The 21,764-nt window shown below is 64.7% G+C and carries 15 protein-coding genes and 4 pseudogenes; 8 read left to right on the top strand and 11 right to left on the bottom strand.

Going from position 1 to position 21,764, the window contains the following annotated elements; all coding sequences use genetic code 11:
* Positions 1-24 precede the first annotated feature (24 nt).
* From K9U37_RS05795 to K9U37_RS05790, 3 genes and pseudogenes are all read right to left on the bottom strand, one after another.
* Positions 25-342, bottom strand: coding sequence for an apiosidase-like domain-containing protein (locus tag K9U37_RS05795; RefSeq protein WP_252393938.1), 318 nt, complete (start codon positions 340-342; stop codon positions 25-27).
* Positions 245-442, bottom strand: a pseudogene (locus K9U37_RS20355) (apiosidase-like domain-containing protein); the annotation flags it as partial. The gene K9U37_RS05795 and the pseudogene K9U37_RS20355, both read right to left, overlap by 98 nt.
* Before the next feature lie 390 nt (positions 443-832).
* Entirely contained in the window at positions 833-1,657 is an 825-nt protein-coding gene (locus K9U37_RS05790; RefSeq protein WP_243070896.1) for a hypothetical protein, read from the bottom strand.
* A gap of 1,191 nt (positions 1,658-2,848) precedes the next feature.
* Here K9U37_RS05790 and K9U37_RS05775 point away from each other — a divergent pair.
* From K9U37_RS05775 to K9U37_RS05740, 8 genes and pseudogenes are all read left to right on the top strand, one after another.
* Positions 2,849-3,769 carry a class I SAM-dependent methyltransferase gene (locus K9U37_RS05775; RefSeq protein ID WP_243070895.1) on the top strand — a complete coding sequence of 307 codons (921 nt, stop codon included), beginning with the start codon at positions 2,849-2,851 and terminating at the stop codon, positions 3,767-3,769.
* A gap of 131 nt (positions 3,770-3,900) precedes the next feature.
* On the top strand, positions 3,901-4,242 hold the full coding sequence (locus K9U37_RS05770; protein WP_243070894.1) for a helix-turn-helix domain-containing protein: 342 nt from the start codon (positions 3,901-3,903) through the stop codon (positions 4,240-4,242).
* Positions 4,181-4,948, top strand: a pseudogene (locus K9U37_RS05765) (ISL3 family transposase). Before K9U37_RS05770 ends, K9U37_RS05765 begins: the two are co-directional and overlap by 62 nt.
* 251 nt (positions 4,949-5,199) lie before the next feature.
* Positions 5,200-5,865, top strand: coding sequence for a glycoside hydrolase family 16 protein (locus K9U37_RS05760; protein ID WP_308197422.1), 666 nt, complete (start codon positions 5,200-5,202; stop codon positions 5,863-5,865).
* A 71-nt stretch (positions 5,866-5,936) separates the two neighbouring features.
* Positions 5,937-6,071, top strand: a pseudogene (locus tag K9U37_RS05755) (IS3-like element ISMysp3 family transposase); the annotation flags it as partial.
* A 397-nt stretch (positions 6,072-6,468) separates the two neighbouring features.
* The gene (locus K9U37_RS05750) at positions 6,469-7,209 is read left to right on the top strand and encodes a DUF6788 family protein (RefSeq protein ID WP_243070892.1); all 741 of its coding nucleotides are present in this window, start codon (positions 6,469-6,471) and stop codon (positions 7,207-7,209) included.
* A 485-nt stretch (positions 7,210-7,694) separates the two neighbouring features.
* Positions 7,695-7,889, top strand: a pseudogene (locus tag K9U37_RS05745) (hypothetical protein); the annotation flags it as partial.
* A gap of 1,766 nt (positions 7,890-9,655) precedes the next feature.
* Positions 9,656-10,798 (top strand): family 16 glycosylhydrolase, encoded by a 1,143-nt coding sequence (locus K9U37_RS05740; protein ID WP_243070891.1) that lies wholly within the window; start codon positions 9,656-9,658, stop codon positions 10,796-10,798.
* 676 nt (positions 10,799-11,474) lie between these two features.
* Here the strand turns inward: K9U37_RS05740 and K9U37_RS05735 are convergent.
* The 8 genes from K9U37_RS05735 to K9U37_RS05700 are packed head-to-tail and all read right to left on the bottom strand — an operon-like array spanning position 11,475 to position 21,726.
* A complete protein-coding gene (locus K9U37_RS05735; RefSeq protein WP_243070890.1) occupies positions 11,475-12,971 on the bottom strand; it encodes a glycoside hydrolase family 140 protein in 1,497 nt (498 codons plus the stop codon).
* A 2-nt stretch (positions 12,972-12,973) separates the two neighbouring features.
* A complete protein-coding gene (locus K9U37_RS05730) occupies positions 12,974-14,722 on the bottom strand; it encodes a hypothetical protein (RefSeq protein WP_243070889.1) in 1,749 nt (582 codons plus the stop codon).
* Positions 14,716-15,078 carry a hypothetical protein gene (locus K9U37_RS05725; RefSeq protein ID WP_243070888.1) on the bottom strand — a complete coding sequence of 121 codons (363 nt, stop codon included), beginning with the start codon at positions 15,076-15,078 and terminating at the stop codon, positions 14,716-14,718. The genes K9U37_RS05730 and K9U37_RS05725 overlap by 7 nt, the downstream gene beginning before the upstream one ends.
* On the bottom strand, positions 15,075-16,496 hold the full coding sequence (locus K9U37_RS05720) for a lipopolysaccharide biosynthesis protein (protein WP_243070887.1): 1,422 nt from the start codon (positions 16,494-16,496) through the stop codon (positions 15,075-15,077). Before K9U37_RS05720 ends, K9U37_RS05725 begins: the two co-directional genes overlap by 4 nt.
* The gene (locus K9U37_RS05715) at positions 16,469-18,358 is read right to left on the bottom strand and encodes a glycosyltransferase family 2 protein (RefSeq protein WP_243070886.1); all 1,890 of its coding nucleotides are present in this window, start codon (positions 18,356-18,358) and stop codon (positions 16,469-16,471) included. Before K9U37_RS05715 ends, K9U37_RS05720 begins: the two co-directional genes overlap by 28 nt.
* Positions 18,355-19,443 (bottom strand): class I SAM-dependent methyltransferase, encoded by a 1,089-nt coding sequence (locus K9U37_RS05710; RefSeq protein ID WP_243070885.1) that lies wholly within the window; start codon positions 19,441-19,443, stop codon positions 18,355-18,357. The genes K9U37_RS05715 and K9U37_RS05710 overlap by 4 nt, the downstream gene beginning before the upstream one ends.
* On the bottom strand, positions 19,440-20,468 hold the full coding sequence (locus K9U37_RS05705) for an NAD-dependent epimerase/dehydratase family protein (RefSeq protein ID WP_243070884.1): 1,029 nt from the start codon (positions 20,466-20,468) through the stop codon (positions 19,440-19,442). The genes K9U37_RS05710 and K9U37_RS05705 overlap by 4 nt, the downstream gene beginning before the upstream one ends.
* A 4-nt stretch (positions 20,469-20,472) precedes the next feature.
* Positions 20,473-21,726 carry a class I SAM-dependent methyltransferase gene (locus K9U37_RS05700; RefSeq protein ID WP_243070883.1) on the bottom strand — a complete coding sequence of 418 codons (1,254 nt, stop codon included), beginning with the start codon at positions 21,724-21,726 and terminating at the stop codon, positions 20,473-20,475.
* Positions 21,727-21,764: the final 38 nt, after the last annotated feature.

Genomic DNA, 21,764 nt, shown 5'->3' with positions numbered 1-21,764 from the left:
CTGCAAGGCGCGTGGTTCAGTCCGTCATTCGGTGATCTGAACCGTCGCCTGCCAAGCGGCCTCGTCGTCGAGGGCGGACTTCCAGTCGCCGACTGCGCCGAGCGCGGCCGGACCGCCGCTGCCCAGGAACTGCCAGATGCTGTGGTGGCCGTAGGTGTGACCTGCGGCACCGGCGAACACGGCCCAGTAGGCGTCGCGCCGCACGTCGATGGGAGTGGAGTAACCCTCGGGCGGGCCGGTCCCAGCAGTACGGCATCGCCGCGTAGATCGGTTCGCCGTCCAGAAACGGCCTCGTCGGGTTGGTGGTGTAGGCCGCGTCGAGGAGGGCGCGAAGCTCGTCATACCGCAGACAGTGTCCGCCCTGAATCATGTCCAAGTCCAGCCACGGGTCACCGAAGAACCACCGCGTGCTGCTGGAGCCTCCCACCGAGTGGTAGGTCATCAGCGTCGAGCTGCTGGCCGCCTACAAGTACCAGCCCAACCTGGAGAAACGCCACGCCCAGCTGAAAGGCACCCAGGCGGGCACTCGGACGTCATTGTGGTAGGTGCCCACGTGCGGGTCCGGGATCCGCAGAATGTCGAATTGGTTTGCCATACCCGCGCCGAAACGTGCGCGCCGTTGTGCTCCGTCCGGAACGTCGGGCCCTGCGCGAACCAAGCCGCAGACTGCACGCAAGTCCCGCTCAATCGGTAAAGTCGTCCACAAACAGGATCGGGTCTCGTCGAGTTGAAACTGCGGCGGAGCCGCAGGTTGTTCCAGCGGTTCCTACCCGACCTGATCGACCTCGCGTCGGGCGACCGCCCGCTCGGGCCGCCGACATTCACCCATCGCTCACCGACCGGATGACGTGTCACGCAGCCTCAGGTCGGCGTGTGCCACGCGCTCGGCTGCGTTGTACGCCGGATGGTCAAACACGTGCATCAGGTGGACGTGCCGCGGCCAATTCGCCCAGTGCGCGCTGCCGCCCAGTGTCTGCTCGAGATTCTCCACCCGACCGATCTTGCGCGTATCCGACACCTGGTTGAAGTCGTCGATGGCCGCGCGCTCGCCGGTCTGGGTGGTGTAAGGGTAGCCCGACAGGTCATCGAAGTACATCGGCACCCGAGGCAGCACGGCTTCGACCGGCAACGCGCCGAGCGCTGTCAGCGCCGCGAGGGTGCCCCGGTAGACGTCCAGGTCGTGCGCGACGAACCCGAGCGGCGGAAGATCGCCGTCGGCGATCCTGCTCGTCAGCGACGTTACCGTGGACTCCACGTCCCCGAGCACGAGCTCGATCCCCTCCAAGTGTGGCGCGAGGGCCGCGTGATCCATCGCGAATTCGCCCTCTTGCAGGGCGAAGGCGCAGTCCCGAGGTTCGGACGAGGGCAGCAGTCCACCGCCAGAATCCAGCCCAACGATCGTGACGTCGAGCCCGTACCAGGCGCTCACGACCTGAGCGTGCCGCTGCATGGCACGTAGCCCATTCCCGCCGGCCACCCCGAATTCCAGCGCAGTCACGGCGTTCACCCCGACCGCCTGCGCCGTCCGGGCCGCCGCCAGCAGGCCATAAAGGTACGCCGGGTATGACAGGACGCCCCGCCCCTTTTGCTCGCACCGATACAGTCCGACGGCAGCCTCGTCGAACGGCCAGGGCTTCGGCGCGACCACCTCGCGCACCCGCCAGGCCAGTTGTACCAGTTGTGACGGTGCTCGGTCCGTAATTCGACGGACTACCTCGGTCAGTGCAGTGCCCATGGTCAGTCCCCCGTTTGACAGCATGCACGGCGCGGGATCGATTCTGCCGTGAGGTAACTGAGGATAATGCATGACCCCTCTGCTGCACCATCTCCGAGAGAGTGGCCACAGCGACGACGAACGACCTGGCATAGAAGCGGCCGCCGCTCGTCTGGGCCCCGTCGGGTCCAACTTCGGCTCAGGCCCACGCCGTGCGAATCACCCTGGTGCGGCGTTCGGCGTCGTAACGCGACCTGTCGCTGCCCGTCTCGCCCGTCGCGAAGTCCGGCCAGATGCGTTGCATGCCGGTCCATCGACGGATGCGGACGCCGGCCCAGCGGGTGCAACTTCCGACCGCGATAACGACCCGTAGCTGTGCTGCACGTGCACGATCTCGCTGCCGTATGTGGCGCTGAGCCCCAGCACCCTCAGCGTCCAGGGTGGGGTAGTTGAACCGGTATGCGTGTGTAGCGGCGTCCCGACCTTAAGCAACGGCGAGATCCCATGTGGGAGTGTAGAACATCGCGTCAGAGCCAATTGACACGTGAGCGCGGCGACGCGGAAGGTCCAGGTATGCGCCCAACGCCCGGTCCGGGCCTCCGGTGCGGTCCGGTCGAAATAGCGCTCGAGGCTCTCCCGCGTCGTCGCTCGCATCGGCGGAATACGTGCGAACGCCGCCTCGTGACTGTAGGCTCCGATGATCAGCGGGACGCGCGGGACATCGCCGTGGGTTACCAGTGCGGCGACCCAACAGGTGCGACACGTTCGCCAAGGCCGAAATTGCTTGTGTCAGTGGTTCCTGTATCAAGTATTCCTGGATGCAGGCGACGAGATCCGGCACGGAGCGAAAGAGATTGCGCCGCAACGCTTTGTCGGTTAGTCCACCAAACCGGCGGTCGACGAGGTTGAGCCACGACACGAGGTCGGGGCGGCGTGAAGTGGCTGTAGAGGATCGCGGTCTGGATGTCGGTCGGCTTCAGCCTGGACTGCGCCCACAGCTGCTTGAACGTCGGGCCCTGCGCGAATCTAGCCGCAACTCCACGCAAGTCCTGCTCAATCGGTAAAGTCATCCACAAACACGATCGGGCTGGCTTCGTGGGGCAGTCGCGAGATCCACGGGGAGAATCGGGCTAGATGATCAAGTATGTCGCCATCAGCACTGCGGCTAAGGCCTTTTCTCTAAACGACACCACGCGCGCCGCCTATCGGAAACTGGGCAATGTCGTGTTAGAGAAGATGCGGGTCTCGGGCGGAATTACTCAGCCGTACGTCGATCGCGCCGTGCGCCTCGTCAACTACTGCGACCGGCTGGAACTTCTCGCGCCCGGCGACAAGGTCCTGGAACTCGGCACAGGCTGGGTCCACTGGGAGGCTACCGTGCTGAGGCTGTTCTTCGATGTCGAGGTCGCCCTTTACGACGTCTGGGACAATCGATTGCTCGGCGCCTACACGTCCTGGCTCGCGCAACTCCACGACCGGATCGACGACGAGTTCGCGCACCTTTCGGAAGCCCGCCGCGGGCAGGCCAAGAAAATCGCGCGGCAAGCCATGCACGTCAGAACCTTCGAGGAGCTCTACCGCACGCTGAACTTCACCTACGTCGTCGACCCGTCCGGCACGCTGAAAGGTGTGCCGCAGAACCACTATGCGCTGGCGGTGAGCGCGGACGTTCTCGAACACGTGCAGGGCGAGCAGCTGCCGAGCTACCTTGCCGACATGCGCCGGTGCCTCGTCCCGGGCGGGGCGTCGGTGCACCAGATCGACCTGGTCGATCACTTCCACTACTTCGACACCAAGGCCTCTCCTAAGAATTACTACCGCTACTCCGATAAGGCCTGGCGCCGCTGGTTCGAGAGCGACGTGCAGTACTTCAACCGGATCCAGCGGCCGACGTGGATTCGGCTTTTCGAGAACGCCGGCTTCGAGCTCGACGTTGCCGACAACGTGTCTGCCCACCTGGCACCCCTGAAGCTTGCGCCCATCTACCGCGACCTCCGTACCGAGGACCTGGATTGCATGCAACTGCTCATCGTCCACCACAATCCCAGCAGCTGAACGAGTGACCGACGCGCTCGCCACCGCCGCGGAGGGTGTGCCGTGTGGGTTGAGCATCCGCCCCGGACCCGGTTCTCCTGCCCGGATAGCGATGCCGTGCTGTCGGTTTATGACCACTCGGCTGAGCGGGCGTGGCGGCTTTGGACTCGTGTGCGTTATTGACCTTCCTGCATGCAAGTCCGCCGCGGGTGCACTGTCCCGAACACGGGGTGCGTCAGGTTGGGTTGCCGTGGGCCGGGCCGCACTCGCGGTTCACGACGTTGTTCGAGCGGCTGGCCATTGACGTGCTCACCGCCTGCGACGTAGCCTCCGCCGCCAGGTTGCTGCGCATCAGCTGGGACCAGGCGTGGCACCTGATGGACCGTGCCGTGGCCCGCGGCCTGGCCGCCAAACCGCTGAACGTACCGGCCCGTGTCGGGGTCGACGAGAAGGCGGCCAGGAAAGGATCAGGACTACATCACCGTGGTCAGTGACCTGGATGCCGACACTGTGGAATACATCGCTGACCAGCGTCGACAGGCCAGCCTGGTCGGCTATTTCGAGAAGTTCACCACCGAGCAGCGGGCCGGTATCGAGCCGGTGGCGATGGACATGTGGGAGCCGTTCGCCGCCTCGGTACGCACGCACCTGAGCGACGGCGAGGACAAGATCGTCTTCGACCGCTACCACCTGATGGGCTATCTGACCAAGGCCGTGGACACCGTGCGCAAGGCCGAGAACCGGGCGTAGGCCGTCACCGGCGACAACAGCCTGGCCCGCTCGAAGTACCTGTGGCTGTACTCGGCCGAGAACCTACCCGAGCGTCACCAGGACCGCTTCGCCGCCCTGCGGGCCAGCGACCTGCAGACCGCCCGCGCATGGGCCATCAAGGAGAACCTACGGCGCTTGTGGTCCTACCGGCGCCGCGGCTGGGGCGCCAAGCATTTCACGCGCTGGTACTTCTGGGCCACCCATTCCCGGCTGCAACCGATCATCGACGCAGCAAAGACGTTGAAGCGCCACGAAGCGGGGCTGCTGTCCTACTTCGCGCAGCCGATCACCAACGCCGGCGCCGAAGGCCTCAACTCCCGCATCCAGGCCATCCGAGTCTCCGCCCGCGGCTACCACAATCGAGAGCACCTCAAGACCGCAATCTACTTCCACCTCGACGGATTACAGCTCTACCCGGTCACACCATGACCCACAAACTTTCCCGGAAGAACCTAGTATTGAAAGTTAAGTGCCCAAAGGCCACTCGACCCCATCATCCCGCGGAGGCAAGTCCCGGTGACAGTTCGTCCGATCTCAATCATGCTGTTCTTCGTGCTGGTCGGTTGGATCTCATTGAGTTCGAACCATGACCCGCCCGCCCAGGCCTCGCCCGCCCAGGCCCCGTCTACCCAGGCCCGTCGGCGGCGGCCACCTACGACTGGGGCGAGCCGGACGCTGATCTGAGCCACGAGTTCAGCGGTAGCGGCCCTCCCTCCCCAGATGTCTGGAACGCATATTCGTCGGTCGGCCACGACGGCAACGGGCTACGCCGGATCGAGCAGACCACAGTTCAGGACGGTTACCTGCAGATCGCCGGCCTGTCGAACGCGATTTCCGGCGGCATGATGAGTCACGCGGTGTACCCGCCGTTCGGCCGGTGGGAGGCCCGGATGCGCGTCGACAAGCAGAGCCCCGGGGAGGCCTACCACGCGGTGATCGCTTTGATCCCTGCCGGTGTCCCCTACGACGGCGGCGCTGGCGATCTCGACTTCGCCGAAGCCGACGCCGGCAGCGGCCTCGTGCATGTGTTCGTCCACTACCCACCGCGTCAGCAGGCGTACGCGGCGGTGCATGTCGATTTGGCCGAATGGCACACGTACGCCATCGAAGTCGCTCCTGACCACATCTCGTGGTTCGTCGACGGCAAAATTGCGATGACTACCACTCAACGTGCCGCGATCACCGGCGTCGACTGGACGATGAACATCCAGCTCGACGCCTACTATCCCTCGGGCCTTGCACCATCGAACATGCAGGTCGACTTTTCCCGTTACTACCCGCTCCCAAAGTCGGGGGCGCCGCTCATCCAAGGGCCGGCACCGACAACCAGCGACTACCGCCCTTAGGAGACTCCTGAATTATGTGGGCTTTGGGGGACGTTCGATGCACACCTCCTTTCTTGGGAGGTGTGCATCACATGCCGAGCAAGTACGACCCGGAGACGCGGGCGAAGGCTGTTCCGTTTGGTGTTGGAGCATCGCGATGACTATCCGAGTGAGTGGGCGGCGATCGCTGCGGTGTGCAAACGGCTGGGATGAACGCCGAGACGCTGCCAGTTCGGCGTTGCGACGTTTGAGCTGGCGGATCTCTGCGGCAGCTTCGCTGGAGACCCCTTCACGCTGCGCGTCGTCGACCTGCTGCTGACGGATCCAGTTCCGCCCGCAGACCGAACTGGTCCAGCGGCAGAACCCTCCCGAGTTTCATGCACACTCGGGGTTCTGTGAGCCAGCCGGTTGGCTGGCGTCCAATTGATCGCAGTATTCGGCTTCTGCCTCGGCGAGTGGGATGCGCCCCAAGCGGCGATGGCCAATATCAGGGGGTGTGCGACACGAATGTAGGTGCTTGGAGTAGGCGCTGGCCGCTGGATAATCTGGTTGTGTGTCAAACAACCCTGGAGGTTTGATGTGACCGAGCCGTCGATGGGAGACCTGTAACAGCAGCGCGACCGGTTGTATGACACAGCTGCCGCGACCGATGATTTCCGGCGCGGTGGCGGTCGACAGCCCGGCTCGATCAGCGAGAACTACCGCCGCTGCGGGAAGCCGAACTGCGCGTGCGCGCAACCGGGTCATCCCGGGCACGGGCCGCGGTATTTGTGGGCCCGCACGGTGGCCGGGCGCGGCACCAAGGGCCGGCAGCTGTCGGCCGACGAACTGAAGAAAGTGCGCGGCGAGCTGGCGAACTACCCGCGGTTCGCCGCGGTGTCCGAGCAGATCGTGGCGGTCAACGAGGCGATCTGCGAGGCGCGCCCGCCGAACGCGGACGCCACGGTTGCGCCCACGGCCGGCACGGGGGGACGAAATGGGGGGCCCCGCTACCAGGTCGCCGCGGAGTTCGCGGCGGAGGTAGCGCGCCTGTCCGAGGTGCCGGTCGCCTCGTTGGCGTCATCCGGCGACGGGCTGGAGGCGGTGGAGACGGCGATCCGCACCGCGATGCTGCGCCTGGGTGGGTCGCTGTTGCACCGGTTGCTGGCCGCCGACGCCGGGCACCGCGGACCCCCGCATCGACTGCGGCAACGGCCATCAGGCAGAGTTCGTGTCCTACCGAGCCAAGCAGATCAGACCATGCTGGGTCCGGGGAGCGTGTGGCGCGCGTACTACCACTGCGCCCAGTGCGGGCGCGGCGTCGTGCCGCGCGACGACGAGCTCGGCGCCGCGGGTGCGTCGCTGTCGCCGGGCTGCGCAAGATGACCGCGCGCACCGCCGCCGCCGAGCCGTTCGCCACCGCCGCCGGCCTGCTCGCCGCCCTGGCCGGAATCCGATTGCCCACCAAGCGGATCGAGCGCTCGGCCGAGGCCGATGGCGGCATCGCCGCCGAACGCATCGCCGCCGAGGCCACCGCGATCACGCGCCGACAGATCGGTGTGCTGCCACCGTCGGCACCGCTGCCGGACAAGCTCTACCTCGCCGTCGACGACAACGGGGTGCGCATGGTGCCCGCCGCCACCACCGACCGCGCCGGCAAGGCCCCCGACGGGCGAGCCTGCACCCGCGAGGTCAAACTGGCGTGCCTGTTCACCCAGGCCACCCTCGACGAGAAGGGTCGACCGGTGCGCGACCCGGACTCGACCAGCTACCTGGCCAGCTTCGCTCCCGCGAGCGAGTTCGCCACCCTGGTGCACGCCGAAGCCCGCCGCCGCGGCGCCGACCACATCCGTCAACTCGTCGTCCTCGGCGACGGGGCACCCTGGATCTGGAACCTCGCCACCGCGATCCTGCCCGATGCCACCCCGATTGTGGACCTTCACCACGCCCGAGAACACCTGCACGCCCTGGCCGCCCAACTCGCCGGCACACTCGGCGACGACCACCCCGGCTGGCTGGCCGACCGGCTCGCCGACCTCGACGCCGGCGACATCGAAACCCTCGTCACCGCCACCCACCGGATCCCCCTGGCCGACACCCAGGCCTCACGAGCGCGACAAGGCACTGGCCTACTTCCCCACCAAGCCTTCACAACCTCCGCTTCCGGTCGCCGACGGAGGTAGGGATCGCACGCGGATATGATGTCCCTCGAGAGCTGAGTTTGCTCGGTATACTTTATCGTTCGGTGTGGCGGCCATGAGTAGCTGAGCCGATTGGTTTGCCTCACACGCGAGCTCACGGAGATACCTCCAGATGCCGGCCATCCAGTTCGAAGACCCCTATCGCCGCATCGCCGTGACGAAGGACGCCCCCAACCCGACGCGACGCGAGTCGCCCACGTTGTCGGCGTTCGCCTGCAGAACAGTCGATTTCCCCGGCCCCGCCCGACGCTCCCAGCGGTATCGAGCGCCTTCTCGATTTCGTGCTGCAATGTTGCATCGTCGGGTTTCGAATCGCAGGCCACGAAAAGGGTTGATATTGAACCGATCCAGTTGCTCACAGATGGCACCGGCGAGTTGGCACTCGGCGGTCGGATGTGACGCGCAAACCAACAACGGTTGCTCGCTGCGGACGGTCATGAGGCGATCGAGCCAAATTTTATTGGCATGCAAGGTTGATCCGACTCAGGCCTTTGCATTCAGCGTTGTCGGCGATTTCATAAGAATGCGTTCAACGCTTGGTCAATAACTGGACGAGCCAGTGAGTTTCATGTGTGATGGGTGGGCTGACATCTGCCACTGGTCCGTCGGTACCGCGGCTGGCCGATACCCGACCACACGGGGGAGACACAACAATGGATTCGGCTGCGCGGAGCACGAGGACATCGACCACCAGGAGACGGCACGGCCGTCACCGCGTCAGAAAGCAGCGGGTGCCGGTGCCCTACGCCTGGCTCGGGGCCAGCGCCGTGAGTCTGGGCATCGGCGCAGCGTCGTTCGCTGGCTTGGGTGTCGCGCAAGCCGACGAATCAGCGGCCCCCTCGTCGACTGCAGGTGATAGCGAGCCCTCGACGGAGCAGTCGTCATCGAGATCGACGACTCACGGCTCTGCTTTGGATGCCGGGGCAGACGACCCTTCGTCCAAGCCGAAGGCGCGCGGCGCTGCCGGCACGCCCGCCACCGAGATTGGTGACCGGCGAGACGGGGTCACCAAGAACTCGCCCAAGAAGCCCACACCAGTCAGCAATCCTACGCATTCCAGCAGCGACTCGGGCGAGACCAGCCGGTCCGATGAATCGGAAGCGTCTGACCAAGTAGCGGCACACGGGAATGGCGCCGGCGACGCTGCCCCGACTAAACCCTCATCAACGACCGTGACGACTTCAAGACTGGGGCTGCACCGCTCATCAACCGCTGACGTCTGCTCGGTGAGCACGGCGGATTCGCCAGGGTCTGGACCGTCGGCCGCGTCGACGACGACGCACGTGGACCCTGACCAGATCTCGGTCCCGCCGAGAGGTACGCAGAGAAGTAATGCTGTGGCTGCGAAGAAGCCGGACACGTCGGCAGCCTCAGAAGAATTGCAACCGGCGGCTGCCGTCCTGTCTAATGCCAGCGGCTCTGCAGCTCCCGCGTCGTTGCCCGAACCTGCACCGACCCCATCGCCGCAGGCTGACGCTGAACCACGGCTGCTATCGGAATCGCGTGACCAGGTCGCTGTCGATGTCAAAACGCGAGTCGCGCAGGCGATCGTCAACGGGTCCGCAGTCACCCAACCGGTGCAGCAACGAGTTATGCCCATGGCGGCGGCGGTTCGCGATGACCCTGTGCAGGTGACCCTCCACCGGTTCGTACGGACGTTCTTCAACAAGACACCCACCGTTTCGTTCGCGCCTGGAGAGACGACCAGCCTGAAGAACGGAACGATCAGGGGAGTCATACGCGGCGCCGATGCTGACGGCGACATGCTCACCTACACCGCAGGTCCGACCACCAACGGTGGCACCGTCGCCATCAGCACCGACGGAACGTTCATCTACACACCTGGGGCTGGGTTCGCATCCAAGGACACCGACACGTTTCTGGTCACGGCCAGCGACTTGGCCGCGTCGAACGGATGGCACATCCACGGCCTATTGGGTTTGTTGATGCCCAGCTGGCAGGCGACGGCGACTACGAGGGTCACCGTCGGCCGAGCTGTGACTCCGACGGGCCCAACGATTCCTACGACCCCGCAACCGCCCAATGGTGTCCCGCCCACTAATGCTCAATCCGCGGCGGCCGCATACGGGTGGGGCGCGCCTGACGCCAGACTGAGCGACGAGTTCAACGGCAGCGGCACGCCCTCCGCCACGGCCTGGAACCTGTATCGGTCGCCCGGCCACGCCGGCAACGGGCTTCGCCGGCCAGAGCAGATCACCGTCCAGGACGGCTATCTGCAGATCGCCGGCACGCCGAACGCCACCTCCGGCGGCATGATGGGTAGCGCGGTGAACCCCGCCTACGGCCGATGGGAAGCGCGTATGCGAGTCGACAAGCAGGGCCCGGGGAATCCGTACCACGCCGTCGTCGCCCTGATCCCCTATGGCGTCCCCTACAACGGCGGGGCGGGCGACGTCGACTTCGCCGAAGCCGACGTCGACGAAGGCCGCGTGTATGTGTTCATCCATCATCCGACGAACAAGCAGACATACGCCTCGACAACCCTCGACTTGGCCGCGTGGCACACCTACGCGATCGAGGTCGCTCCCGACCACATCTCGTGGTTCGTAGACGGAAAGATCACCATGACGACGACCAATCGAGCCGCGATCACCGGTAGGCAGTGGACGACGAACGTCCAGCTCGACGCCTTCTATCCCTCGGGGTTGGCACCGTCGAACATGCAGGTCGACTATTTCCGGTACTACCCCCTGCCGACGTCGGGGGCGCCGATCGTCCCAGGGGCGGCACCGAACATTGGCAACTACCCCTAGTGTCGCCGGTGCGCGGCGCGCGCAGTCTTGGTTCCTCCGGAGGAGATCCCCACCAGGGCGTCGATGTGCGCCTTGGCGAGCCGCTGCACCGGGAACTGCCGGTACCGCTCCCGCAGCGGCCCAAGGTCATATTCCAGCTCGGCGCGCGACGAGGCCCTAGTTTGTGCCGGCTACGCAAGGTAGTCGGCGCACACCCGCTCGACGGTCAGCGTCGACCGGACAACGAACTGGACCCTTTGCGGTGGTGTCGGTGATCTCTGCCAGCGCCGTGCGAGCGTCCCATTCGGTGGCGTACCGGCGCCGCGCCTTGCCGTGGCAACCAGTCTGGGGGTTGATGCCGTTGTCGGTCGCAACTTGGTAGCGCACAACGGGTTTTGCGGTCGTGCGGTCGTTGATCGTGACCTTCTCGATCTGCGGGGGAAGCTGCTGGCTAGTCCTAATTGGAAGTGGCCGCGGTTCTTGGTGATCTTGCGCAGCTACTGGCCAAAAAGGTAATTGACCCTGGGCCGAGCAGAGGGCGGCGTGCAGGCAGCTGGACTCGCAGGAGGATTCACCGGCCGGGGCACCGCGGCGGAGGCGCAGAGAAGATCCGCGCGTCCAGCCAACGGCTCGGAATCAGCTACTGGCATCTGGGACAGGACGTCGAAGCCGCGGGCCGGATCGTCGCACACCTACGCTAGGACGGGGGTTGAGCAGTGGCCGCGTCGGCAACAAGGACCCAGTCCTCCGCTGTCGGAGGCTTGTATTCTTGCGAGGCCGCGCCCACCATGCCGAGGTCAATGGACTCGCCGGTGCGGGGATCGTACCACGACATGCGTGTGCTGGGTCCGATGGACGATGCGATGTCGACGTCGAACGGCTCGCCGTCCGGGCTGTAGACCATCGCATACGATTTGTCGGAGGCAACGATCGCCTGCAGCTGTGCGACTCCGTCGCGTGGCTGATCGGTGATGATGTCGTTGTTCGGGACTCCCTTCCACCAGGGGTGCGACTCCATCAGCTTCACGAGAAACTGCATCTGCCAAGCGGACTCGTCGTCCATCGCCGACCGCCAATCACCGACCGCGCCCATCAGGGCCGGGTGGTCGGTGGCGCCCAGGAATTGCCACACGGTGTGGTTTCCGTAGGTGTGCCCAGCGGCACCCGCGAACACCGACCAATATGCGTCGCGCCGCACGTCGATTGGTGTCGAATACCCGTCGGGTGGGTTGTCCCAGCAGTACGGAACCGCGGCGTAGATCGGCTCGCCGTCGAGGAACGGCCTGGTCGGTGACGAGTTGTACGTTGCCGCGATCAAGGCGCGACGCTTGTCGTATCGCAGACAGTGGCCACCTTGCAGCATGTCGAAGCTCAACCACCGGTCATCACCGAAATATTGCGAGCTGCTGTGGTCGGCGTACGGGTGGTAGGTCATCAAGAAGATGTTGTAGTTCTCCTCGCGCGTCGCACCGATTGCGATGCCGCGGGCCAAGTTCCGCCAAATTTGCTGCTCGCCGTCGGCCGCGTGGTCGCCGCCCAACACCCAGATGACCCGCCGATCGTGGAAGCGGGCACCGATGAATGCGCCAAACCCCTCGGCGTTGGACTTGGTGAGGAGCGTACCCACTTGGCGGTCTGCCCAGACGGGAACCAGCGCAACCCGTAGGCCGCGGGCATTCGCTTCGGAGATGATGAAGTCCAGGTGGTCCCAATAGTCGTACTGTTGGGGGTCGCTGGGGTCGGCGCCATCGGTGACGACGGGCTCGGACAAGCCGCTGGGGCCGTAAGGCCAGTCACCGTACCGGTTCGGACCTGGTCCGCCCGCCTGGTTGAAGATGGCGACGGTCTGAATGACGGTGAAGCCCTGCGCAACACGCTTGTCGAGATACTCCACCACCTCGTCCCTCGTCAGGCTTATCGGCATGCTCCACGCCGTGTCGGCCATCCAGAAGAACGGATCACTGGCGGCATCGACGAAGTAGCGGTGGTTCGCACTGATGGTGAGGTCGGGAATCAGCGGCGTCTGATAGGCGGCCGCGTCGATACCGCTCTTCACCCCCAGCCCGGCGAAGATCAAGGTCGGCAAGGCGACGACGGCCAGGGCGGTACGCCCAACGAACTTGAAAGACTTGCGGGGGCGCTTTTGCGCTTCCTCTGGCTGCTCGTTGTTCAGCGGCGGATCCTGTTTCAGCACGTTTACCTCTTCTTCGGGCTGTACTCGAATATCACGGTGTCTCCGCCGTCGACGACCTTGGACCACTTGGGCCTTTCGGAAAGCAGTTCGATCAAGCTGGGAACGAACGTCGGTGGGAACCATCCGAGGTATTGGCCGTAGGCGTCGGCCTGCTGCGGCAAAATGAAGTAGAGAGTGTGGGCGCGCCCCTCCTTGGGCAACGTCTTCTCGAGACGATCAACGTCCGACGGCGTGGCGAAGTCCTTGTGCAGCAATGATGGCCGAACTGCGTTGACTGCGGCGTCGTATGCGGGATCTATCAACTTCAAGCGAACCGAACCGGCGGTCGCCCCCTCCGGCCACCCCACCGGTTGCGCAAGGGTACCGATCACGTAATGCCCGTCGCTGGACGCCGGCAACGCACGATTGAGCTCCACTTGCGACTTGCTGACGGTGACGTAACTCCAACCACCGTAATAGCCCTGCAGCCCAACGGCACCCACCCCGAGGATGAATGCCGTGGAGATCACGACACCCACCGTCTTCCGCCACGAATTCTCGAGCTCGAAGATCCTGGCAATGACGATCGCAACGAGGATCGCGCAACCCGCTATCGAATAGAGAAAGACACGAATGATCCCTTCGCCGCCGTAGTCCTGGCCGGCGAGTATGAGGACTGACGAGAAAGCTGCGACGCCCAAACCCCAAGGGGCGCCGGAGCGACGCCAGACCACGACGAAGCAAACTGCCGCCAACAGCCACAGGCCGACGAAGAGGCCACGCTCCAGGAGAACTGTGAAATCGCGACCGGCGGACCCCCGGTCCTCCGTGACGACGGTGCTGTTCTTGACGGGGTCGAACCCACTGAAGAAGTTGAAGGTGGCCGTCCGTTCCAGTCGCGGGCCCACGTAGACGGCCAGGATCGCGGCGTGCACGAGGAGAAGCCATCTCGGCCGCATTTGGTTGAACACCACGAGGCCCACCTCGCTGATCACGACCCAGAAGGGGGTGAGCTGATGGGTTGCGACGAGCACGGCGAACACTGGCATCGAAAGATAGCCAGCGAGCGGCGCTTTCTTCGAGTACAGCAGCAAACTCAAGATCGAAAGTGCGAGGATCAGGCCAGCAGCCTGCGGTGAGTAGTAGTCCTGCCCAGTCCAGTTGAGGATTACGGCGAGCATTGCCGCGATCAAACTCGCCCGCCTGCCAAATCCGGCGCTCACGGCGAGCACACCGACCAGAAGCGCGATCACCGCCGTCGAGAATGGCGCGAACCAGTGCGCCACGGTCAAGGGATCCAAGCCGGAGACAGTGCTGAACCAAGCCATCCCCGAGAAGAAGCCGGGCCAGTCCCCATAGATCTGTACGTGCGGCGAAAAATGGTCCTCGATCATGAAATTCACGATGCCGATGTGTTTGTACGTCCACACGTAGATTGGCATCTCGGTCAGGACGGTGGCCGTCACTCGTCCGATGACCGTGGCCACGACGATCGCGAGAACAGAGTACGGTGTGCTGTCGATCGCAAGCGCCCAAACGAATGCCAAGAGCGCAACCAATGCACTCACCAGTAGGAGCAGACCCCCCTTGGTCGCCAACAAGCCGTACTGACCGGCGATTTCACCGCGCATCAATTCGATTGCGGGCCACCATATGCCCACGGCAATCAGTAAGAGCAGGCCGGGACCATAGCGTCGGTTCAGAATCGGTTCACCGGTAAGCGCAAGCGGCGCTGGGTCGCCGATGGCATCCCGCGTCTCGAGGTTCACCATGGCGTGGCGCTTTCCGTCACCGGCTTTCGCAACGCCCGCAGTCGGACGAGGCCACTGGTGATGACCGCTGCCGACAGCACCAGGCAGGAAGGTACCGGTCCCCAGAACGGCACCCACGCCATGGCGACCGCCGTCGCCAACACCGACGACACACTCAGGCCGACGACCGCAGCCACGGTGACCGCTGGGGGAAGCGCGGCCCAGCACATCAGGGCACTTCCCGGTCCGGTCAGCAGGAAGACGAGTAGCAGCAGCGCCTGTAACGGTGGCCAGACCGGCACCGTCGACAGAATGCCGCATGCCGCGGCGTAGATCGCCACCTTGGCTACGGCGTCAGCGTGTTCCCCCGGTGTCATGGTGCGTCGATTCCATTCATTTCGATTGATCGCCGGTCGACCTCCGCCAGGGAGCCCTCTGTGCTGGCCCGCTCGGGAAGCCCCAGATACATCCGTTTCCGAAGCCAGTTGGTCACGGGAACGATCAGCACGACCGCCGTCACCGATTCCGCGGCGAGATAAGCCCATCCGACGCCGGTGGCACCCAGGTAACGCGTTCCGACGAACGATCCGCAGATGACGATCACCGTGGAGACGAAGGTCATCGTCAGCTGCAGGCGTAGTTTGCGTTGGGCCCGGGCAAACCCTTCGTAGGCAGCACCGACCACCGAGAGCGGGACAAAGACCGCAGCGAGCTGCAGCAGAGCCTCGCCACCGGTTCGGTATTCAGCGCCTACGAGTGAGAGCATGATGGGGCCCAAGAGCAGCAGCCCCGCACTTCCCGCAACGGCGATCGCGATCAGCATGCGTACCGTTCGCCACGACAGGGCGACCACTTTGTCGGGGTGCGTGGCCACTTCCGCGACGTAGGGACTGACGACGAGGTGCACCGTAAGATAGAGCGCGCCGACGAACTGCCATGCGATCTGGAAGTACGCGTTTGCGGTGGGACCCGCCTGTGCGACCACGATCAGCGGAACTACCAGGGCCCCTATCGATAGCATCGCGGTGATCCCGAATGAAGAACCGAAGTACGACCAAAGCTCGCCCCATGGAGGAAGTTTCGGCGTCAACTGGAACCGAGGGTGGTCACGGCAGCGGCGGCGGATCGCCACGAACAGGCATGCCACGATGACCGCCGCGGTCCCGCCCCACGCCGCCACGATGGCGGTCGAAGCGGCCGCGGTGCCCGCCAAGGCGCCGGCGGAAGCCAATAGAGCGATGACGATGAGGACGACCAGCTTCAACACTGCATGGATGGTGTTCTTCGCCGCTGCCCAGCGGGCCACCCCGAGGCCGGCCACGACCTTGTCCTGGAGAATGAAGACGGCGATGACCGTGACGAAGACCGGGTAGGCGGCCATCACCCAGCCCGACGTGAACAACGCGTGCCGTGGCCCGAGGACGATAAGGCCGACCCCCCCTGCCGTCGAAACGGTAGCGACGATGAGGAATCCGCGCGTCAAGAATTCCCCGGCTCGGTAGCCAGCGACCGGAAGAAACCGCTCGTAAAACCGGTCGATGCTGAGGATCGACAGCGTCGACAGCATCAATGCGGAATTGATCAGCGCCGCCGCAACACCGACGTAGTTGGCCGGGAAGACTCGGGCGGCGACGCCCCAGAAGCAAAGGCCCAGCACGCACGTCACCCCGTTGGACAGGATGAGCGAGATCGTGTTGACGTTCAGGTTGGATTCCGCGGCCAGCTCGCCACCTACCTCCGGCTTGAAGCGGAACCTGCCGGCCGTTATCACCGGGCTCGCCTGGTCGGCAGCCAACGTCGCGCCTTGGCATTCAGGTAGCCGGACGTCGTGACCGCGAGCCCCAACACCATGACCCCGGCCCTGGCGAACCCATCGCCGCGCATCGACATCGATTCGCGCAAGATCGCCCTCGGGAGAACGCCCAGCGTGTAGGAACGCTCCGTGCTAAGCGCCTTGGTCGCCTGGGCCAGCTCGGTCACGACAGCCTTGGACATGCCTTCGTGATAACACCGGCGACGAAAGTAGCGCAGCGTCGTGCGATCAGCCGAGACATGGTGTTGGACGCGTGCTTCCGGATCGAACAGGATCATGGCCGACGGATCGTTCGCGGCGATGCGGATGCAGAGCTCGGTTTCCTCGCCTCCCACTGGGTGTGAGCCGATCCGGCCCACCTCCGACCTGAAGCCCCCCACCGTGTCAAGCACTGACCGACGAAGGGACATGTTGCACCCCAATGGGTTCCGCACCGCCGCCAATTCGGTCGGCTGTCCCGTGTAGCTGCAGCCGACGACCCAGTCGAACTCGGTCGGCATCCACGCCGGCCGGTGCTCAGGCCAGACGGGAGCCGCGTATCCGCCCACGCCAGCCACCCGTTCGTGGCGATAGTGGCGCATCAGGGCTCGCGCCCAGCCCGGTTCGGTCACCGCGTCGTCATCGACGAACGCGATGACGTCGCCGTCCGCTGCTTCGACCCCGGCGTTGCGTGCACCCGACAGCCCACGCTCTTGGCTGCTCTCGAGCACGGTCACCCGCTCCTCGGAGCCGAACCGGTCGCAGGCCATCTGATACAGCTCCAGGCAGTGGTCGATCACCACGACGACATTCGAATCCGTGAAGTCTTGGGCCAGAACGGATTCCACTGACTGGCAGATGTGCTCCCAACGCGCGGTGGTGTACGCGCAGATCACCGTCGTCAGGCTTCCGACCGTGCCGGACGACTGGACACCCGAACCCGCGTCGACGACTTCCTTGAGCGCGATAGGTCGACGACCTCGTCGCTTGACGCGCCACGTCGTCGAGGCGAACAACACCGTCCGCCGCAGCGTTTGCTCGTAGCACCGCACTCGGCCACGCACTCGATCCGCGGTTGAGATGCTCCACCGGGGATCAGCGGCGAGCAGTCTGTCGAACTCGATGGATTGGGCGAGCTGTTCACGTGCCGACGTCAGCCCGTGCATCGACCCGCGCCGGATCCGAAATGAAGCGTGCGTTCCTGGCACGCCGTAGAAGTCGCCACGACGAAGCAGCCGCACCCACAGGTGCATGTCCGCAAGGAAGGGGTAGTTCGGGTCGAATCCGCCGGATCGCTCGAAGTCGGTGCGTCTGAACATTACCGACACGGGGCCCCCGATCGGATTTGCGCCGCTCCGGATGATCTGTCGAACCACCCGGTCGGCAGGAACTCGTCCGACGATTCCCGGCAGTCCCCGTGATCCCATGACCACTTCTCCGTCGTCGTCGATGTAATCGGTCCTGACCGAGACCAGTGCCACCTCGGGTACGCTCTCGAGCACCGCGGCCTGCACGCCGATGCAGCCCGGCCCGAGCGCGTCGTCGACGCAGATCAGCTTTACGAAGTCTCCCCGCGCCTGGCGTACGGTGAAGTTCCAGTTGTCGAAGACTGGCAAGGTGGTCGTGTTGCGAATCACGCGCAGTCGGTCGTCCTTCACCGCCTCGAGAATCGCGCGGGTGCCGTCACTGCTGTTGTTGTCCACGACGACCAGTTCCAGGTCGGGGTAGTCCTGGGCCAGGATGCTGTCCACCACGCCCTGCAGGTATTGCTCGGCCTGGTAGGCGGGAATGCACACCGACACCTTCGGGTGCCGGTTACCGAGCTGACTGTGCTCATCGTCCAACTCTTTGGGTACAGCGGTCATAGCCCGTGCGCCCTCCATCGTCCGTCGAGTTCGGGAAAGCGCGCGCTCACCTCGGGCAGTAGATCGGCAAGCGTCAGCAGCACCCGATCGGGGTTGGCGGCAAGCAGCTCGGCGGGCGAGACGATCGGAATGTCGGTTGCCGGCATCCGTCGGCCCTGTTTCGCCGGTGAGGCATCGGCGACCGCCGTGACCAGTCGTGTCGTGATTCCTGCGCGGCTGAAGAGCGAGACCGCCTTCGACGCAGCGGCATACGCGTAGACCGTATGGCCGGCCGCCGCCTCCTCCTCGAGCCAACTCACCAACGAGTCGACATCCTGGTCGGCGGTCTCCTGCAGGACAGCCAGCGACTCTGCGGTCGTGATGCCCATCGCCTCCTCCTTCGCCAGCAGGCGCCGCACCGATTCGTCGGGCTCGACGTCTCCGTGCACAGCGGCTACCAGCACCGTTCCGCCGTAGAGGTCGAACTCCCATAGGCTCGCGATGCTCATGCCGGCGTCTTTCAGCATCCGCGCCAGCGTGGTGACCGAGTAGTACGCGAAATGCCCATGCCGCAACGCATTCCACTGCCCTTGCTCCACGATCGTGACAAGGGATTGGTACTGCAGAAGCAACACCCCGTCCTCGCGTGTCGCCTCGGCACGGCGTGCGAACGAACTCCGCTGGTCTGGCTCGTGCATGATGCCGAAACAGTCGAGCACCACGTCAGCATCCGATGTGGTCGTGCTGAATCCGTACTCAGTGACAAGCGGAATCCACGTGCCGCTGTGCGGGCTCTCGAACTCGAGCACGGTGTCTCCCCGCAACCATCCCGCCGCCGCGACGTGCTTAACTGCGACCTCAGCCTGATCCCGCAACGCCTGCGGCTCCAAACCGTGCAACTCCTCACCCGAGGTGTCGTCGTCGGACAGCTGCGCCAGGCCGCAAGAACCGCACAGGTCGATGGCCAACCCGTGACACGCCTCGCCAACCCCGATCGGCTCCGTTACGAGCGGAAAGTGATCCGGTGCAGGGACATTGCCGAAGTCCAGCACCCTGACGGTGGTGGGCTCGCCGCACCCTCGACAGCCGTTCGTGCCCTTGCTCATACGGCTGCCTTGACCCACCGCATCGACTCGTCGAGGGAACCTGACGCACGCAGCGAATCCAGATGAGGTAGCCGGGTGAACCTCCTGGTGAAGGTGTGCTCGGTGAGACCTTCGGATACGTACGCCTCGAACAGCTCAGCAGCCCCGTCGCGCACCGACCACGACGTCTCGAAACCGAGCGCGCGCCGGAAGGCCGAGAAATCCACCTGATAGGAGCGCGGATCCGACCCTGTCTCTCCAGTGATCGACAACTTGGCGCCAGGTACCACGTCGGCGACGGACTGCGCAATGTCGGCCACGGTCAGGTTGTTCGCTTCAGACCCGACATTGTATGCGGTGCAATGGATCTTGCTGATTGGCGCCTCCATCGCGGCGAGGAACGCCGCTGCGATGTCTCGGGCGTGCACCAGCGGACGCCACGGTGTGCCGTCTGAGAGGACTCGAACCTCGCCAGTGAGCACGGCGTGCCCCACCAGGTTGTTCAGCACGATGTCCGCGCGCAGCCGCGGCGAGAAGCCGAACGCGGTGGCATTGCGCAGGAATACCGGCGAAAAGGACTCGTCGGCGAGCGCGGCGACGTCGTCCTCCACTCGGACCTTGCTCTCGGCGTAGGGCGTCAACGGTTGCAGCGGAGCATCTTCGGTCACCAGGCCATCGCCCGCCGCACCGTAAACCGAGCACGTCGAAGCATAGAGAAACCTCCGCACTCCGGCGGCCTTGGCCGACCGCGCCAACCGGACCGACGCGTGATGGTTGATGTCGTAAGTGATCTGCGGCGCCAGCGCGCCGAGCGGATCGTTGGACAACGCCGCAAGGTGAATGACCGCGTCGAAACCGACCAATTGGTCGACGGTCACGTCGCGCAGGTCCACCCGGATGCCCGGCGGATCCTTCGGTTCCGGTCCCAGCACACACTCAGCGAAGAACCCGCAGTCCAAACCCGTCACATCGTGCCCAGCCGCCTGCAGTATCGGCACCATAACCGTGCCGAGGTAACCCTGATGACCAGTGACCAACACGCGCATAGTGCTACTCCCCCTCACGTTGTTGACGACTCGGGAGCGCTGCGCTGTGCAGTGTGGGCAGCGGAAAGACCAATTCGCCACCCCACTCCGCGATATGGGCGAGCTGCCGCACCAGCTCTGGTTCGAGGTTCCACGGCAGCGCCAGCACGACCTCGGGCTGGTCCTTGTCGATCTGGATCGGATCGAGGATTGGGATTCGTGTCCCTGGAGTGAACATGCCCTGCTTATACGGGTTGAGGTCCACGGTGTACTCAAGTAGGTCGCTGCGTATCCCGCAGTAGTTGAGAAGTGTGTTGCCCTTCGCCGGCGCTCCGTAGCCGACGACGCGCTTACCCACGGCGCGACAATCCAGCAGGTATCTCAACAGCTCCTGGCGGATCGCCTCAGCCCTGGGGCGCAGTTGCAGATACCCGTCGACGTGGTGCAGCCCCTCCTGTTCCTCGATACGCAGCGCTTCGGTGACGCGTTCACTCGGAGCTCCTGCGCTCTCCTGCGGCCGCGCCCACGCCCGGATCGAACCGCCATGTGTCGGTATCAATTCGACATCGACGACCTTGAGACCGGCAGTGGCCAGCGCTCGCGTAATGGACAACACCGTGTAGTACTGGAAATGCTCGTGGTAGATGGTGTCGAACTGACCCAACGCTACGAGGTTCAACGCGTGATGCACCTCGATGCTCAGCCAGCCGTCGTCACTCAGCAGTTCGCGCAACGATCGGGTGAAGCCCAACAGGTCTGGGATGTGCGCGTAGACGTTGTTGGCCACCACCAGATCCGCCGGCCCCATTTCTGCCCGGACTCCCCTGGCCACTTCTTCGTCGAGAAAGGAAGTTTGGGTGGGAACGCCACGCTTGCGCGCGGCGGCGCCGACGTTCACCGACGGCTCGATCCCCAGGCACGGTATGCCCGCGGCCAGAACGTGCTGGAGCAGGTAACCGTCGTTGCTGGCGACCTCGACCACAAACGATTCAGGGCCGAGCCCCAGGCGTCCCGCAGCGTCGTCGACGAAGCGCTTCGCGTGCTGCACCCAAGTGTCGGAGTAGGACGAGAAGTACGCGTACTCGGTGAAGGTGTCCTCCGACGTGATCAATGCCGGAACTTGAAGCAGCAGGCAGGACTGGCACAGCCGAAGGTGAAGCGGGAACGTCGGCTCTGGCGCATCGAGTCGATCGGCGGTCAGAAAGCTCTGCGAAGGCGGACTCGCGCCCAGATCAAGCACGCTCAGTAGGCGATTCGAATCACACAACCGACAACGCATCTAAATCACTTCCCCTCGGATTCGTAGTGGAAGGCCGT

It is taken from the genome of Candidatus Mycolicibacterium alkanivorans (assembly GCF_022760805.1).
GTDB lineage: Bacteria > Actinomycetota > Actinomycetes > Mycobacteriales > Mycobacteriaceae > Mycobacterium > Mycobacterium alkanivorans.
This window is presented reverse-complemented; position numbering and strand designations above follow the sequence as displayed.

What these genes read in the sequence shown, in the direction of transcription:
- K9U37_RS05795 (WP_252393938.1), bottom strand. Translation starts at nt 342, where the DNA reads ATGACGAGCTTCGCGCCCTCCTCGACGCGGCCTACACCACCAACCCGA.
- K9U37_RS05775 (WP_243070895.1), top strand. Translation starts at nt 2,849, where the DNA reads ATGATCAAGTATGTCGCCATCAGCACTGCGGCTAAGGCCTTTTCTCTA.
- K9U37_RS05730 (WP_243070889.1), bottom strand. Translation starts at nt 14,722, where the DNA reads ATGGTGAACCTCGAGACGCGGGATGCCATCGGCGACCCAGCGCCGCTT.
- K9U37_RS05725 (WP_243070888.1), bottom strand. Translation starts at nt 15,078, where the DNA reads ATGACACCGGGGGAACACGCTGACGCCGTAGCCAAGGTGGCGATCTAC.
- K9U37_RS05715 (WP_243070886.1), bottom strand. Translation starts at nt 18,358, where the DNA reads ATGACCGCTGTACCCAAAGAGTTGGACGATGAGCACAGTCAGCTCGGT.
- K9U37_RS05710 (WP_243070885.1), bottom strand. Translation starts at nt 19,443, where the DNA reads ATGAGCAAGGGCACGAACGGCTGTCGAGGGTGCGGCGAGCCCACCACC.
- K9U37_RS05705 (WP_243070884.1), bottom strand. Translation starts at nt 20,468, where the DNA reads ATGCGCGTGTTGGTCACTGGTCATCAGGGTTACCTCGGCACGGTTATG.
- K9U37_RS05700 (WP_243070883.1), bottom strand. Translation starts at nt 21,726, where the DNA reads ATGCGTTGTCGGTTGTGTGATTCGAATCGCCTACTGAGCGTGCTTGAT.